The sequence below is a fragment of the Pseudoalteromonas denitrificans DSM 6059 genome, from assembly GCF_900112265.1.
GTDB lineage: Bacteria > Pseudomonadota > Gammaproteobacteria > Enterobacterales > Alteromonadaceae > Pseudoalteromonas > Pseudoalteromonas denitrificans.
This window is the reverse complement of the sequence record NZ_FOLO01000015.1, coordinates 77,761-91,431: the sequence shown is the minus strand read 5'-3', so window position 1 is coordinate 91,431 and position 13,671 is coordinate 77,761. Positions and strand designations below refer to the sequence as shown.

The 13,671-nt window shown below is 34.2% G+C and carries 14 protein-coding genes; 4 read left to right on the top strand and 10 right to left on the bottom strand.

Annotated features, from left to right (window positions below; all coding sequences use genetic code 11):
* Positions 1–375 precede the first annotated feature (375 nt).
* Entirely contained in the window at positions 376–1,302 is a 927-nt protein-coding gene (locus tag BM088_RS11520; protein ID WP_091983830.1) for a flagellar motor protein MotB, read from the bottom strand.
* Positions 1,303–1,358: 56 nt separating this feature from the next.
* Complete coding sequence (pomA, locus tag BM088_RS11515; protein ID WP_091983829.1) at positions 1,359–2,120, bottom strand: flagellar motor protein PomA; 762 nt, start codon at positions 2,118–2,120, stop codon at positions 1,359–1,361.
* A gap of 257 nt (positions 2,121–2,377) precedes the next feature.
* Between pomA and xseB the strand changes: the two genes are divergently transcribed.
* From xseB to dxs, 3 genes are read left to right on the top strand one after another with little or no spacing between them, the layout of a single operon-like run.
* Positions 2,378–2,620 (top strand): exodeoxyribonuclease VII small subunit, encoded by a 243-nt coding sequence (xseB, locus tag BM088_RS11510; RefSeq protein ID WP_091983827.1) that lies wholly within the window; start codon positions 2,378–2,380, stop codon positions 2,618–2,620.
* A gap of 20 nt (positions 2,621–2,640) precedes the next feature.
* On the top strand, positions 2,641–3,531 hold the full coding sequence (ispA, locus tag BM088_RS11505; RefSeq protein ID WP_091983858.1) for a (2E,6E)-farnesyl diphosphate synthase: 891 nt from the start codon (positions 2,641–2,643) through the stop codon (positions 3,529–3,531).
* 17 nt (positions 3,532–3,548) lie between these two features.
* Positions 3,549–5,405 (top strand): 1-deoxy-D-xylulose-5-phosphate synthase, encoded by a 1,857-nt coding sequence (gene dxs, locus BM088_RS11500; RefSeq protein ID WP_091983826.1) that lies wholly within the window; start codon positions 3,549–3,551, stop codon positions 5,403–5,405.
* 54 nt (positions 5,406–5,459) lie between these two features.
* Here the strand turns inward: dxs and BM088_RS11495 are convergent, their stop codons facing one another.
* Together BM088_RS11495 and BM088_RS11490 are read right to left on the bottom strand one after the other, a co-directional pair.
* Positions 5,460–5,906, bottom strand: a complete 447-nt coding sequence (locus BM088_RS11495) for a globin family protein (protein ID WP_091983824.1) — start codon at positions 5,904–5,906, stop codon at positions 5,460–5,462.
* Positions 5,907–6,000: 94 nt separating this feature from the next.
* On the bottom strand, positions 6,001–6,555 hold the full coding sequence (locus BM088_RS11490; protein ID WP_091983823.1) for a Crp/Fnr family transcriptional regulator: 555 nt from the start codon (positions 6,553–6,555) through the stop codon (positions 6,001–6,003).
* Positions 6,556–6,641: 86 nt separating this feature from the next.
* Between BM088_RS11490 and BM088_RS11485 the strand changes: the two genes are divergently transcribed.
* Positions 6,642–7,115, top strand: a complete 474-nt coding sequence (locus BM088_RS11485; protein ID WP_091983821.1) for a hypothetical protein — start codon at positions 6,642–6,644, stop codon at positions 7,113–7,115.
* On the opposite strand, the gene BM088_RS11480 is transcribed toward BM088_RS11485, so the two are convergent.
* From BM088_RS11480 to BM088_RS11455, 6 genes are all read right to left on the bottom strand, one after another.
* The gene (locus tag BM088_RS11480; protein WP_091983819.1) at positions 7,086–8,099 is read right to left on the bottom strand and encodes an ABC transporter permease; all 1,014 of its coding nucleotides are present in this window, start codon (positions 8,097–8,099) and stop codon (positions 7,086–7,088) included. The genes BM088_RS11485 and BM088_RS11480 overlap by 30 nt on opposite strands.
* Positions 8,092–9,000 carry an ABC transporter ATP-binding protein gene (locus BM088_RS11475; RefSeq protein WP_091983817.1) on the bottom strand — a complete coding sequence of 303 codons (909 nt, stop codon included), beginning with the start codon at positions 8,998–9,000 and terminating at the stop codon, positions 8,092–8,094. The genes BM088_RS11480 and BM088_RS11475 overlap by 8 nt, the downstream gene beginning before the upstream one ends.
* Positions 9,001–9,148: 148 nt before the next feature.
* Positions 9,149–9,508: a glutaredoxin family protein gene (locus tag BM088_RS11470; RefSeq protein ID WP_091983815.1), complete on the bottom strand. Its 360-nt coding sequence runs from the start codon at positions 9,506–9,508 to the stop codon at positions 9,149–9,151.
* Positions 9,509–9,587: 79 nt separating this feature from the next.
* The gene (locus BM088_RS11465) at positions 9,588–10,580 is read right to left on the bottom strand and encodes a GGDEF domain-containing protein (RefSeq protein ID WP_245763809.1); all 993 of its coding nucleotides are present in this window, start codon (positions 10,578–10,580) and stop codon (positions 9,588–9,590) included.
* Between the two features lie 226 nt (positions 10,581–10,806).
* Positions 10,807–11,394, bottom strand: a complete 588-nt coding sequence (locus tag BM088_RS11460) for a class GN sortase (RefSeq protein ID WP_091983813.1) — start codon at positions 11,392–11,394, stop codon at positions 10,807–10,809.
* A 153-nt stretch (positions 11,395–11,547) separates the two neighbouring features.
* Entirely contained in the window at positions 11,548–13,632 is a 2,085-nt protein-coding gene (locus BM088_RS11455) for a marine proteobacterial sortase target protein (RefSeq protein WP_091983811.1), read from the bottom strand.
* Positions 13,633–13,671: the final 39 nt, after the last annotated feature.

Below are 13,671 nucleotides of genomic sequence, written 5' to 3'. Positions count from 1 at the left end.
ATTTTTAACTAGACTATTAAAAGATATAGCCCATATAAAAAAAATCAAAGTTATAAAACAAAACAATGTTGCTTTTTTATCTTTTAGTAGATACAAAAATATAGCAGCAATAGCGATTAGAAAAGCTTGGCTGCTATACAATATATCCAAAATATATTCTATAAAAGTAATTTTTATAACACCTTACTTTTCAGGAGGTTCATTACCATCATTACCACTTCCACCACCAGGCATATAAGAATATTTATCAATTGTTATCATAATATTTTCCTTAATTTTCTATATTATATTTATCAAATTCACCATACTAAATGGTGAATTTAAAATATAACAATTAAGCTTAAATGCCAAGATGTGTAATGAAAATAATGGCAATTATTTTCCTATTTCTATCGGATCTGACTCTTTTGCTTTACCTTGCATGATTGAAATTTCAACACGACGGTTCCGCTTGCGAGATTCGAGATCTGTATTAGGAACTAAAGGGCGTGTTTCTGCATGACCAATTACCACCATGCGATTTTTATCAAATCCTCTCACTTTTTGCATTTCGCTTGCAACCGCAACTGCACGTTTAGCCGATAAATCCCAATTATTAAAATAGAGCTCGTTACTTACCTGATAATCATCAGTATGGCCTGAGACTTCTATTTCACCGGGCACATCTTTTAATAAAGCTGCGATTTCTTGAATAATAGGTTTAAATTGAGGTTGTAAAAATGCGCTACCAGAAGGAAATGAGCCATTCTCTCTAATACGAATAATAATTTGCTGCCCTAAAGACTCTAATTCAATTGCTCCATCTATAATTTGTTGTTCTAACTGTTGGGCTATTTTTTTAACCAGCTCATTCACTTGTTCTTGATCTGCTGCCTGCTCGGCTTTTGCGGCTTCTTTTTTAGCTGTACTTTGTGATTCACCACCACGTTTGTTACCCCGCTGTTCTTGACGACCACCCGCGGAAGCTTCATCACCCGCTTGAAATTCTAACATTTGTTGCGTCATTTCAGTTGTTTGTTGTTGAATCGTCTCAATGGGGGTGGGTTCAGGTTTACCTGGTGTAAACTCTTGCGCTATTACACTGGTACCTTTTGGAATATCTTTAACTTCAAGTTTATTTTGCACACCAAAAGCAAACTTCATTGAACCTGCAATTTGTTTAAATTTAAGCACATCCATTTCAGACATGGCTAATAATAAAACAAAAAAGCACATTAACAATGCCATCATATCAGCAAAGGTTCCCATCCATTGAGGCAAGCCAACAGGCGGACACTTACACTTTTCAGCTTCTTCAGACATTAAATATCAGTCCTTCTATCACCCTTATTGATGCTCAATGATTCATCACTCATAATTTACGACTCTGTATCTACTTGACGCTTTGATTCAGCCAAATAGTTTTTCAAAATCCCTTCAATCACTTTTGGGTTTTGTCCATCTTGTATGCCTAAAATAGCATCTAAAATCAGTTTTTGGTTGAGTTCTTCTTCATCTCTACGATTTTCTAGCTTTGACTGAATTGGAATAGCAATTACATTTGCTAAAAAAGCACCGTAAAGCGTTGTTAATAATGCAACGGCCATTGCTGGGCCGATTGCTTTTGGGTCATCCATATTTGATAACATGGCAACAAGCCCAATTAAAGTACCTATCATACCCATTGCAGGTGCTATATCACCTAATGTTTTAAATAAACCGGCTCCCATATCGTGACGTGAAGTGGTGAGTGTTATGTCTTTTTGCAAAGTAGCTCGGACAACTTCAGCATCATGACCATCAACTAACATATCAATGCCTTTTTGCATAAAACCATTCGGTATTTCTGCTTCTTCTAATGCCAAAAATCCGCCTTTACGGGCGGAGTCAGCAAGCTCAACTGACTTTTCAATTAAATCATCTGGTGATTCAATTTTAAACATGAAGGCTTTTATACCTATTTTACCTATGGTGAAAAATTGCCCCATAGTAAAGTGTGATAATACAACAAAACATGAACCACAAAATACAATTAATACAGAAGGTATATCAACAAACATACCTAACTCGCCACCCAGTAACATTGCCATGACAATAAAGCCAATGGCTCCTACCATACCAATTAATGTTGCTAAATCCACAAACCCTCCAAGGGAGCTTTAAAAAAGAAGTAAACTTATTGTTTATATTAAGTTAGTTTTAACTATCGGCAAATATAATTTTTTCTTAAATTCAATTTACATCCAGTGTTCAAGCGCAATTTATTACCTATACATTCAATCCTAGTCATAAAAAAGTAAAAAACACATGCTTATTATTAATTGTTATTTGTAATCGATGCTAATCCCCCATAAAATCATTACCCGTTCCAATTTCCAACTTTAAAGAGAATCATGTTATGGCTGTAAAAAAACCAGAAAACCTCAGTTTTGAACAAGCTATGTCAGAACTTAATAACATAGTCACAGATATGGAAAATGGTGAATTAAGCCTAGAACAATCTCTTAAACATTTCGAACGTGGTGTACAACTGGCAAATGCCTCTTCAGCAAAATTAAATCAAGCAGAGCAAAAAGTTCAAATTTTGATGGGAAATGATACAAGTAGCGCACTAACTTCTTTTGATTCTGAAGCGGAATAATTGTAGTGAACTCAACATTAATAAATATCAAACCAGAGTTGATCTGTGCACAAAATCGTATAACACTCATATTAAACAATTTAATAGATAATCAAATAAATACAGACGATAAACTCAAATCAGCTGCTAAATATAGTTTATTAAATGGTGGAAAACGACTTAGGCCTTTACTTGTTTATTTAACAGGTAAAATGCTTAACGCCAATGACAATGATTTAGATATTGCAGCAGGGGCGATTGAATGTATTCATAGTTACTCATTAGTACATGATGACCTACCTGCGATGGACGATGATAATTTACGCCGAGGAAAACCAACTTGCCATATCAAATTTGATGAAGCTACGGCGATTTTAGCAGGCGATGCACTGCAAACTTTAGCTTTTGAGTCTCTCGCCAGTCATCAATTTATTGGGATAGATCATAAGCAACAAATATCTTTAATATCAACTTTGGCACAAGCTTCTGGTTTAACGGGTATGTGTGGTGGACAATCTTTAGATTTATCCGCAACTGACAAATTAATCACATTAGAACAACTTGAGCATATTCATAATTTAAAAACCGGTGCGCTGCTTAGATGTGCGATAAAGTTAGGTGCTTTATGTTCACCTAATTGCACCTCTGATATACTCGATAAATTAGACTGCTTCGGCAAAGCGATTGGTTTAGCCTTTCAGGTACAGGATGATATTTTAGATATTGAAGCTGATACGCAGACATTAGGGAAACCTCAAGGTTCTGACGTAGCATCAAACAAATCAACTTATCCAGCATTATTAGGCCTACAAGGCGCAAAAAATAAAGCAAGGCAATTATATTTAGATGCATTAAAAGCACTTGAACACATAAACGCAGATACCAGCGAACTTGAAGCCCTTGCAACATATATAATAGAAAGAGATCATTAGGATAACGAATAAATATCATGACATTTGATAGCAGCAAGTATCCCTTATTAAGCTTAATAGATAAGCCTGAGCAACTTAGACAGTTGCCACATGATAAATTAGTGCCTCTGAGCGATGAACTCAGAGAATATTTATTAAACTCAGTTTCACAAAGCAGTGGCCATTTGGCTTCAGGGCTGGGTACCGTTGAACTCACAGTTGCATTACATTATGTTTATAATACACCTGTTGATAGGTTAATTTGGGATGTAGGCCATCAAGCTTACCCTCATAAAATATTAACGGGTCGTAAAGACAAAATGCATACTATAAGGCAAAAAGACGGTTTGCATCCATTTCCATACCGTGGTGAAAGTGAATATGATACTTTCAGTGTTGGTCACTCTAGTACCTCTATTTCAGCAGCATTAGGTATGTCACTTGCTGCAAAAAAAGAAGGGAAGGATAGAAAAGTTGTGGCTGTTATCGGTGATGGTGCAATGACAGCAGGAATGGCTTTTGAGGCCATGAATCATGCAGGTAATTTAGATTCTGATATGTTAGTTATTTTAAACGATAATGAGATGTCAATATCAGAACCCGTTGGTGCACTAAACAACTATTTTGCTCGTATTTTATCTGGTAGCTTTTATAGCAATATTAGAGAAGGCAGTAAAAAAATACTTTCTGGCGTACCACCAGTAAAAGAACTTGCCAGCAGAATGGAAGAACACATTAAAGGCATGGTTATCCCTGGTACTTTTTTTGAAGAATTAGGTTTTAATTACATAGGCCCTATTGATGGGCATGATGTCACTATGTTGACCGATACATTACGTAACATGCGTAATTTAAAGGGTCCGCAGTTATTGCATGTACGTACAAAAAAAGGGAAAGGCTACAAACCAGCTGAAGCTGACCCTATAGGTTACCATGGCGTTCCAAAATTCGATCCAAGCACAACGAGTTTGCCAAAATCACAACCCAGTGCTCCAACCTTTTCACAAGTTTTTGGTGATTGGTTATGTGATATGGCAGCAACTGACGATAAATTAGTTGCTATTACACCTGCCATGCGAGAAGGCTCTGGCATGGTTCGTTTTTCAAAAGAGTTTCCGGATAAATATTTTGATGTAGCCATTGCTGAGCAACATGCTGTAACGCTTGCTGCAGGTTTTGCATGCGAAGGTCTAAAGCCTATTGTTGCTATTTATTCTAGTTTTTTACAACGTGCTTATGATCAGCTAATTCATGATGTCGCATTACAAAATTTATCAGTTTTATTTGCCATTGACCGTGCCGGCATTGTAGGTGCTGATGGTGAAACACATCATGGCGCTTATGATTTGAGTTTTATGCGTTGTATTCCCAATATGATCATCATGGCCCCCTCTAATACAAATGAATGTCGTCAAATGCTATACACTGGCTATCATTTAGATGGACCTGTTGCAGTAAGGTATCCAAGAGGCACAGCCGGTGATATGAAAGTCGCGTCTCAAATGACAAAACTAGCGTTAGGTAAAGCAAATACAATTAAAACAGGTAAAAAAATAGCTATTTTATCTTTTGGTACTTTATTAGACAACGCAAAGTCGGTTGCCGATGAACTTAATGCAACCTTAGTTGATATGCGCTTTATTAAACCCCTTGATACGTGCTTATTAACAGCGCTTAGCGAAGATCATGAGCTATTTGTTACTTTAGAAGATAATGCAATTATGGGTGGCGCTGGTTCTGCAGTTAATGAGTATGTTCAAACAAATAAATTAGATGTAAAAACATTAAACTTAGGCATTCCTGACGAATTCATAAAACATGGTACACAACAAGAAATGAACAAAGTAATGGGATTAGATAGTCAAGGTATTTTAGCAAGTATAAAAAACTGGTAAATTACACAGATATTAATAAATTTAAAAGGTGGCTTGCCCACCTTTTTTCTTACCTTATACCTGCTCAGCTTTCCATTTATCAAAATTTGCATAAGGATAATCTGCACCAGCTTGCATTATTCCAGCTAAAACCGTATAAGCCGCAACCCAAGCTTCTTCAACTTCAGAGGTATAAACTTGTTGCAACCCTTGTTGTAAGGTCCACAATAATGCCGAAGCAACAGAATCAAAATCTGCTTTTTTAACACCATAAACATGATGACGTCGACCCAATTGCCAGACAGCAATCTCAACCTTATCAAATTGCTTTAAACTTCTTACAACTGTTGTCAAAATTTGCATCAGTTTTTTGCCCTGCGCTTCAATATCACTAGAAAACATACTTCGCAACGCAGGATTAATTTCAAACAAGCGTCCATAGAATAAATCAGCAGCCTGTTTGGCGATAGGAACAACCTTTTCCCACGATGCCTGAACGAGTTCCAACTGTTGAGGAGTCATAATATTCCTTTAAGTAAATCATTGACTAATCTAAGCTTAGTATAAAAAGTTAATAATATAGGTTTCTCTTAAATTAATATTAATTCTTTAAATTTTATTCAACTAAAGCCTGTAACCTCGCGTTTATTCGACACAGAGCAACAGGTGTAATTCCTAAAAATAACGCTAATTCAGCCTGACTGATGCGTTTAAAAATATGTGGGTATTGAACTTTAAATGTTTCATATCTTTGTTGGGGCGTAAGACATAAAAACTGATATTCTCTTTCTTCTTTTCTTGCGGTAAGTTGTTGCATAAATTGTAACTCAACATCTTTAAGTTGAGGGTTTTTCTCAGACCAATCTCTAATTTTTTTATAAGGTATCGCAATGACTTCACATGCTTCAATGCAAATACATGCATAGGGTGAAGGTTTATGAAAAACAACGCTCATCAAACTTCCCGACAGATCATTCTCAGCTAAAAAAGCTTTAACAAACTCTTTACCATCAGGCTGAATAAAAACTAATTTAACCAAACCCGATTTAATCCAAAATAATTTTGATTCAACGATGCCTTGATGAAACAAAACATCTCCAGCTTTATAATTCAAAGTTGGTAATTTATTTTGATCGATCACATTTGATAAAAGCTCTTGATACTTATCCATTAATTCATCCTTAATTAACCTAAGTTAATGCACCGTTATAAAAAACAAAATACAATCTGATAAAACACGCTACTAAGGAAAGTAAAATGTTATTAAACGGAAACCGTTTTTTGCTTATTGATAATCCATTATTTTCTACTCGCCAATTTTGTTATTTTGTCACCGAACATAAATCAACAATCATAGGAACAGGTGAGGATACACGAAAGTTATTAAAAATGATGTATGACCACTTAATAGAAGATTATTGTTATTGTAATTTTGAAGATGAATTGAGTATTTCCCAGATGACTGATTATCTAGATAAATATCACCATCTTAGTGGTGTTTTTATTTGCGATGATATTTATTTAAATGCAAAACCAAGCATAAAAAGAGTTATTAAAAGTCTGCACAATAATATATATTTAGTTAATGGTGATTCGATAAATAATTTTAATATATCACGGTTACAAAATACTCAGGTGTTAGATAACAACTATCTATCTGCTCAAGAAAATAAGATAGGTAAACTATCTAACAGTCCTTTTTTATCTTGCTTGCCCTTGCCAACGAAATAACAAAGCACCAGAGGTTAAAAAAATAAAAGTCATGACTAATAAAGCAATAATATGACTTTTAATCTGCCATAAAGTTGCACCATCAAGCATAATAGCTCTTGCGGCTTCTAACATATGAGTTAAAGGGATCAATTGTGCTATAGCCTGAATAAACTCAGGACTTCCTTCCAAAGAAAACCATACACCAGATAACATCATCATGGGCCAAGAAGCAACATTGAGCATACCACCCGTAAATTCTTCAGATTCTGAACGCGATGCAATTAATAACCCCAAAGAGATCAAGCTAATGGTGCCTAATAAAGCAATTATAAATAAATCAAATAAACTGCCTAAAATATAAAAATTAAACAACCAATTACACGCTAAAAAAATAGCCATGCTCAGTGACATTACAATAAATAAACGAGAACATATTTGAGCAGACAAAAATTCAATCGCTTTTAATGGGGTTGCATGAAGACGCTTTAGTACTGAATTTTTTCTATACCTTACAATGACATAGCCAACACCAAATAAGCATGAAAACATCATATTCATTCCCAATATACCTGGCACAACCCAATCTAGATAACGAATTTCCCGACCTTCAATAACTTGGCGTTGAAAATTTTTGTGTGCTGCCAATAATAGTTTTTCTGCAATATATCCCGAACTTGAAGATTCATTTATCCAGTAATATTGTTTATTAAAATCAACTAATAAATCTATTTTATGCTGCCGTAACTTTATCATGGCAAGAGGTTCTTCAGTATAAGATACAAATTCTATATGCTTTAGCTGCATTAAAGCTTGATTTTGTGAGGCCTGTTTAAAATCATTTAAAATGCCTATTTTATAAAGTGTTTTACCGTCACCTGAAAATATAAATGCAAAACCAACAACCAATAAAACAGGAAAAATCAAATTCCAGCCCAAAGCAGCTCTGTCACGAAAAAACTCATAATTCCTTGCTATTAATACAGCTAAAAATCGTTTAAACATTTTTAACTCCTTCTAATCCATGACCGGTTAATTTTAGGAATAAATCATCTAAATTTGCAGATTTAACCTGAAGCCCTTCGAGTGATACTTTTTGATTTATTAACTCTACCAAACTTAGTTGAATATCATCACTTTGGATTTGCGCACTTTGCTGAACATATTGAATATTAAATAATTTTAGAATGTCATCTTTAAAGCTATGTTGATCAATATTCTGTTTAGGAAGTTTAATCAAAGCTCCTGAAAAATGTTGCTGCAGTAAAGAAACAGGTGTATCTAAAGCAATAATTTTGCCTTTGTCCATAATTGCGATTTCATCACACAAATATTCAGCTTCATCCATATAATGTGTTGTAAGCATAATCGTTTTACCTTGAGATTTTATTTGATTTACTAAATCCCAAAATAAACGCCGGCTATGAGGGTCTAAACCTGTAGTAGGCTCATCTAAAAAAACCAGTTGAGGGTCATTAATTAAAGCAAGTGCTAATAATAAACGTTGTTTTTGCCCTCCAGATAACTTTTGATGATCTTGATAAACAAAATCTTCTAAATGACATAAAGAAATTAAATCATCAATTTTAATTGTATGTTCATAAAATGCTGAAAACATCTTTAAAGTTTCTAATACTGTGAGATGGTCTTGTAATGCCGTATGTTGAAATTGAATACCCAGTTGGTGATAAATATGTTTATCTAAAGGTTTTCCTTGGTATAAGATTTGACCTGAAGTCGGCTTCACTATGCCTTCCAGCATTTCGATAGTGGTTGTTTTACCCGCGCCATTAGGCCCCAAAAGGCCAAAACAAATACCTTTTTTCACACTAAAGCTCAGGCCATCAACGGCTTTATTTTTTAAAAAATACCGTTTTAAATCGGAAACTTCTAATAATGCCGACATTAATCTCTCAATTTAAAGTTCTGTTTAGTTATATTTAACTTAAATTTTCTAAAATTAATACAGGAAAAGACATAATAAAAGGAAAAGGGAGGAATATTAAAAGTATGCGATTTACAGGTTTATCTATGTAAATCGCCAATTGAGTTAATTATGCGACTTCTTTTTCTAAGAAACTGATTATATCGTTTGACTCATAAAGCCAAGTCACATCATTGCCATTTACGATACGTAAACAAGGCACTTTGACTCTGCCACCTTCTTCTAATAAAGTTTGGCGATGTAATACATCTTTTTTTGCATCACGCGTTTCAATATTTAATCCATTACGTTTCATTGAGCGCCTTACTTTTACACAAAATGGGCATGCTTTAAATTGATAAAGTGAGAGGTCTTTTGTTTTTTGATTAACTAACTCTTGAAGTTCAGGAGCTCGCTTGACACTTTTTGGTGTGAAAATAAAATCCAATAACAAAATAATACGACCAAGTAACCAACGAACCAATTTCATTCAAACGCTCCTAAAATTAAATTAAGCGCGCATTTTAACCATATTAGAGTAAAATGCAAAGAGGGGTCCACAACATAGCTCAAAAAAGCTCAGGATCATTACCTGTAATTAGAATGCCATTAGTACTTTCAGCTATTTGATCAAAATTCGCAACTTTATTTCTTCCTGAGTTTTTAGAATGATAAAGGGCTAAATCAGCCTTTTGCACTAAAGCTGGCACCATTTCATAATCGACTAATGATGTAAAGCCAGCACTAATTGTTAGCTTTCCGACCTGAGGAAATTCAAACTCCTCAATTGCGCTTCGCAACCGCTCTAGAACTTGAAAAGCATCTTCACTTTTTTTACATTGAAATAAAATAGCAAATTCCTCACCACCGTATCTAAAAACATAATCTTCACTACGAAAACTATTTTTTATTAATCGGGCAATAAGAATAATCACTTCATCGCCAATTACATGACCATATTGATCATTTACTCGCTTAAAATGATCAATATCAAGCATAGCCAAATGCCAAACACTATCTGCAGGAATTGGCGTTCTTGGAGATAAAAAACCTTGTCCTGATAATATTTCCTGTATTTTTTTATCAAAGGTTTGACGGTTTAAAAGCTCACTTAAGGGGTCTATTTTCGCCCGAAACAAAGTAAACAACTGATTAGCATATACATTTAAAATACTTACCGCTGTTGATATTTGAGGGTTCGAAAATTCATTACTGCCATAAGCTAATACAAAGCCTAGTACATCACCAAAATGATATATTGGAAAATAAGTAACTGTTTTAGAGTTTATTTCACCTATATGAATTTTATTAGAGCCCACTTTAGCGATAATTTCATCCACTTGATCATCAGATAATATTAAAGGTGACTGTGTCTTTTTTAAGTTTATTTGTTTTGGTCTATGAGTGTGGTCCAAAAATTTATTAATATAAATAATCAGTTTAGTACCAAACAAGACAGATTGAATGGCCGAAATCAGTATTAAATCGAGTTCAGACTCGTCATCTTGCTGGGTCAAAGATATTAACCAGTCATGGGCACAATGATTTACTTGCCTGATCAAAAAAACTCCTTTTAAGTTAATCTAAATTTTACTCAATTACCGTTAAGCTTAGTAAATAAAAAGGAACTTTGTAAAAATAATATTAAGATTACCCACTTAGAGTCATAACCCAAAACAGCTAAGTTAAATATTACTATTTTTGAAAATTTTATGCGTTACTTTGCCGGAAGTTACAAACAAGTTAATTTTCACTTTTCATAAACGACCAACATAATTAATATAGAAATCAAATAGCAATGGATTCAACCAAATAACGTTGTTCGGTACCCGCTTGCAATGCATTAAATGGGTAACATGTCATTAAATATAAATGGCTAGTCATTTGCTCACTGGGTTGTAAAAATGCAGTATCAGACTGGTGAATAATGCGTATATTACTAATCTGATATTGTATTTTTAAACCACTATGCAATGTAATATTAAATGTATCTTCTATATTTAACTGAGATAGAAACGCAAAATTTGTATCATTATGGCCTGCGATTAAACCCGCTTTTCCTGTTTGATTTTTATTTATTTCATGTATTTTTGCAGAAGGTAAAAAGTGAGCTGCCCCAAAAGCTAAGTTTCGGCCCGATGCACCAGATAGAATATATTCTTCTATGCCTAAACTTGGTACTTCAAGTTTAGCAACAGGCCAAGTATCAGCATAAAACCAAGGTTGTATTTGCTTAGAGCCTCCTTCAAGTATGTTTTTTTGCCAAGCTTGTGATATTAAATATTGTGCCAATTGCGCTTTCATTTGCATATATAAACCAGAACCTAATTGCCAAAAACCGATGCAACACAAAAAAACTGCAAAATATTGTTTCATAACATCTCCAATTTAGTTGGATATAAATAACGCCTTCTTTTTTGAACTAAAAACGCCCTCCCCTTCAACAGCATCACCTTAGTCATTAAAGTGACACTATCAATTTTGAATGACACTATCCGATATGCTCAGTTATGACATATAGGAAGAAAACTAATTAATTCTTTTATATCTTTGGTATCGCCAGTAAACTACTGATAATAAAACAATTAACATACCTAACAATATTTTAAGCCAACTTTGACCATCTGTTTGTGGTAAAACGTACTTTTTAGAGCCCATAGTCCAACCTGCTGGGCGCATGCCTTTTATTTTTTGGGTTTTACTTGCCTTATTCACAATATCATCTGTAGTGATAGGTCCAGAGTCAACAGCAACAAAAGCAGTATATGGGCTGAGCAAATGATGTTTTAACGCCAAATTCAATACTTCTTGTTTGGTATCTATACTTTTTTTATCAAAAGTATCTTTATATAAAAGAAGTGACTTTATTTTTTGTCTTGCCCAAATACGTGAAATTGAATCCCCAATAGCCGGCTCAGTAATATTTAATTGTGCTTTAAATTCACCATGAATGCTTTGCCCTAATATATTTATTTTTTTCTGTTTTTTGTTTAATTTAAGAGCAACCATTAAAGGATCTGAAAAATATAAATCAGGAATAGGTTTAGGCCAAAAATCTATCACTTCTGATGCTTCACCTTCTATACGTAATTGTTTCAAAGAAGGATTTTTAAGTTGCTTTAATAAAAATTGCATTTGCGGCTTAATATCTATGCTGCTGCCTATAAAAGTAAAACTACCTCGACCTATATCAGCAGCTCTGCGCATAAAATAACTATTAGGCGCAGAACCTATACCCACAGTAAATAATCGACTTGTGCCTATTGTATTTTTGATTTGTTCAAAAACCTGTTGTTCATTGCTAATGCTGCCATCAGTCATAAATATAACTTGCCTTAAGAAATCAGTTTGTATGTTGCTATCTAATACTCGCGTAAATGCTTTTGCAATCTCAGTCCCTCCATCAGCTTGCAAGTTATAAACGTACTGCTTTGCACGCCTTAAATTAAAATCAGTTGCCGGTATAGCATGTTCACTTAAAGCATCCACATTTGAATCAAACTCAATAATGTTAAAACTATCCTCTGGATTCAAATCAGCTAATGCTAAAAATAGTGCTTGTTTTGCTTGTTCCATAGAATTGCCATGCATAGATCCTGATGTATCTATGACAAAAACAAGCTCTCTGGGTAACCTTTGTTGTGCTTGAAATTCATTAGATGGAGGCATTAACATTATCAAGGCATAATTATCTTCAGATTGTGTACCATGTGATATTCCACTCAACTTTTCACTAAATAAAGCTGCCTGAACCTCATTGCCTTGCTCTGGTTTCCAGCGTAAAACAAAATCTCGATTTGCTAATGTTTTATTCTCAGTTAAGCTGATCTTATATTTTCCGATATCTAAATTTTCAACATCAATTTGATGATAAGGTGATTTTATATTCGCTAAAACAAATCCTGAATTTAATATGATATTAAGCGACATTTTATTTTTGGGTTCAGCTAAAGCTAAGGGTGTTTTGGTTATTTCTGTATTCGCTTTGATATTATTTTGATAGATCCAGCCTGATGCTAAGTCTTCATCAAAAACCATAGTTTTGGGCTGATATCTAGGCGCAACAACCATAGGAAAACGCAGTGAAAACTCTTGATTTTTATAACTTAAAACCTGCTGATAACTGATTTTAATCGTTATTTCTTCACCGGCAGGTATATTTGCCACTTGAGTCACAAATATATTGGCACGCTTTTGTGTCACTAAGCTGGCTTTTTTTCCCTGCTTTTTAGCTTTTTGAAAAATGCGTTTAGCCATTTGTTTTTCCTTTATTTCCCCCTTAATTACTCGTTCACCAATCTTCATTTCTAATTGGTATACCGCAGATTCATCAGGTAAGGGAAAAACATAACGTGCATTAACCGAACTTTCATGCGTATTTTTAAATGTTTGAGTAACATCAACTTGATTGATCAAACCTGTTATTGTCATGTCGGCATGGCTTGTTAATAAAATAGCTGAATTAATCTCTTCCCCTTTGAGTGTTTTGAGCTCCAACCTAGGTTTTTCAACTTCAAAAGCAAGTCCTGATTGGCATATAAACAGTGTGAGTAAAAAAAGGCTAGTTTTACAGTTATTTACTGTAAACCCTAGCACTTTGGCAAGTATCATCATAAGGAAACCTTTTTATTGAGGCATTTAAAAAGATAAATA

Coding starts and splice junctions, on each gene's coding strand:
- dxs (WP_091983826.1), top strand. CDS start 3,549: ATGACATTTGATAGCAGCAAGTATCCCTTATTAAGCTTAATAGATAAG.
- BM088_RS11455 (WP_091983811.1), bottom strand. CDS start 13,632: ATGATGATACTTGCCAAAGTGCTAGGGTTTACAGTAAATAACTGTAAA.
- BM088_RS11495 (WP_091983824.1), bottom strand. CDS start 5,906: ATGACTCCTCAACAGTTGGAACTCGTTCAGGCATCGTGGGAAAAGGTT.
- BM088_RS11460 (WP_091983813.1), bottom strand. CDS start 11,394: ATGAAACAATATTTTGCAGTTTTTTTGTGTTGCATCGGTTTTTGGCAA.
- BM088_RS11475 (WP_091983817.1), bottom strand. CDS start 9,000: ATGTCGGCATTATTAGAAGTTTCCGATTTAAAACGGTATTTTTTAAAA.
- BM088_RS11485 (WP_091983821.1), top strand. CDS start 6,642: ATGTTATTAAACGGAAACCGTTTTTTGCTTATTGATAATCCATTATTT.
- xseB (WP_091983827.1), top strand. CDS start 2,378: ATGGCTGTAAAAAAACCAGAAAACCTCAGTTTTGAACAAGCTATGTCA.
- BM088_RS11490 (WP_091983823.1), bottom strand. CDS start 6,555: ATGGATAAGTATCAAGAGCTTTTATCAAATGTGATCGATCAAAATAAA.
- BM088_RS11470 (WP_091983815.1), bottom strand. CDS start 9,508: ATGAAATTGGTTCGTTGGTTACTTGGTCGTATTATTTTGTTATTGGAT.
- BM088_RS11480 (WP_091983819.1), bottom strand. CDS start 8,099: ATGTTTAAACGATTTTTAGCTGTATTAATAGCAAGGAATTATGAGTTT.
- BM088_RS11520 (WP_091983830.1), bottom strand. CDS start 1,302: ATGTCTGAAGAAGCTGAAAAGTGTAAGTGTCCGCCTGTTGGCTTGCCT.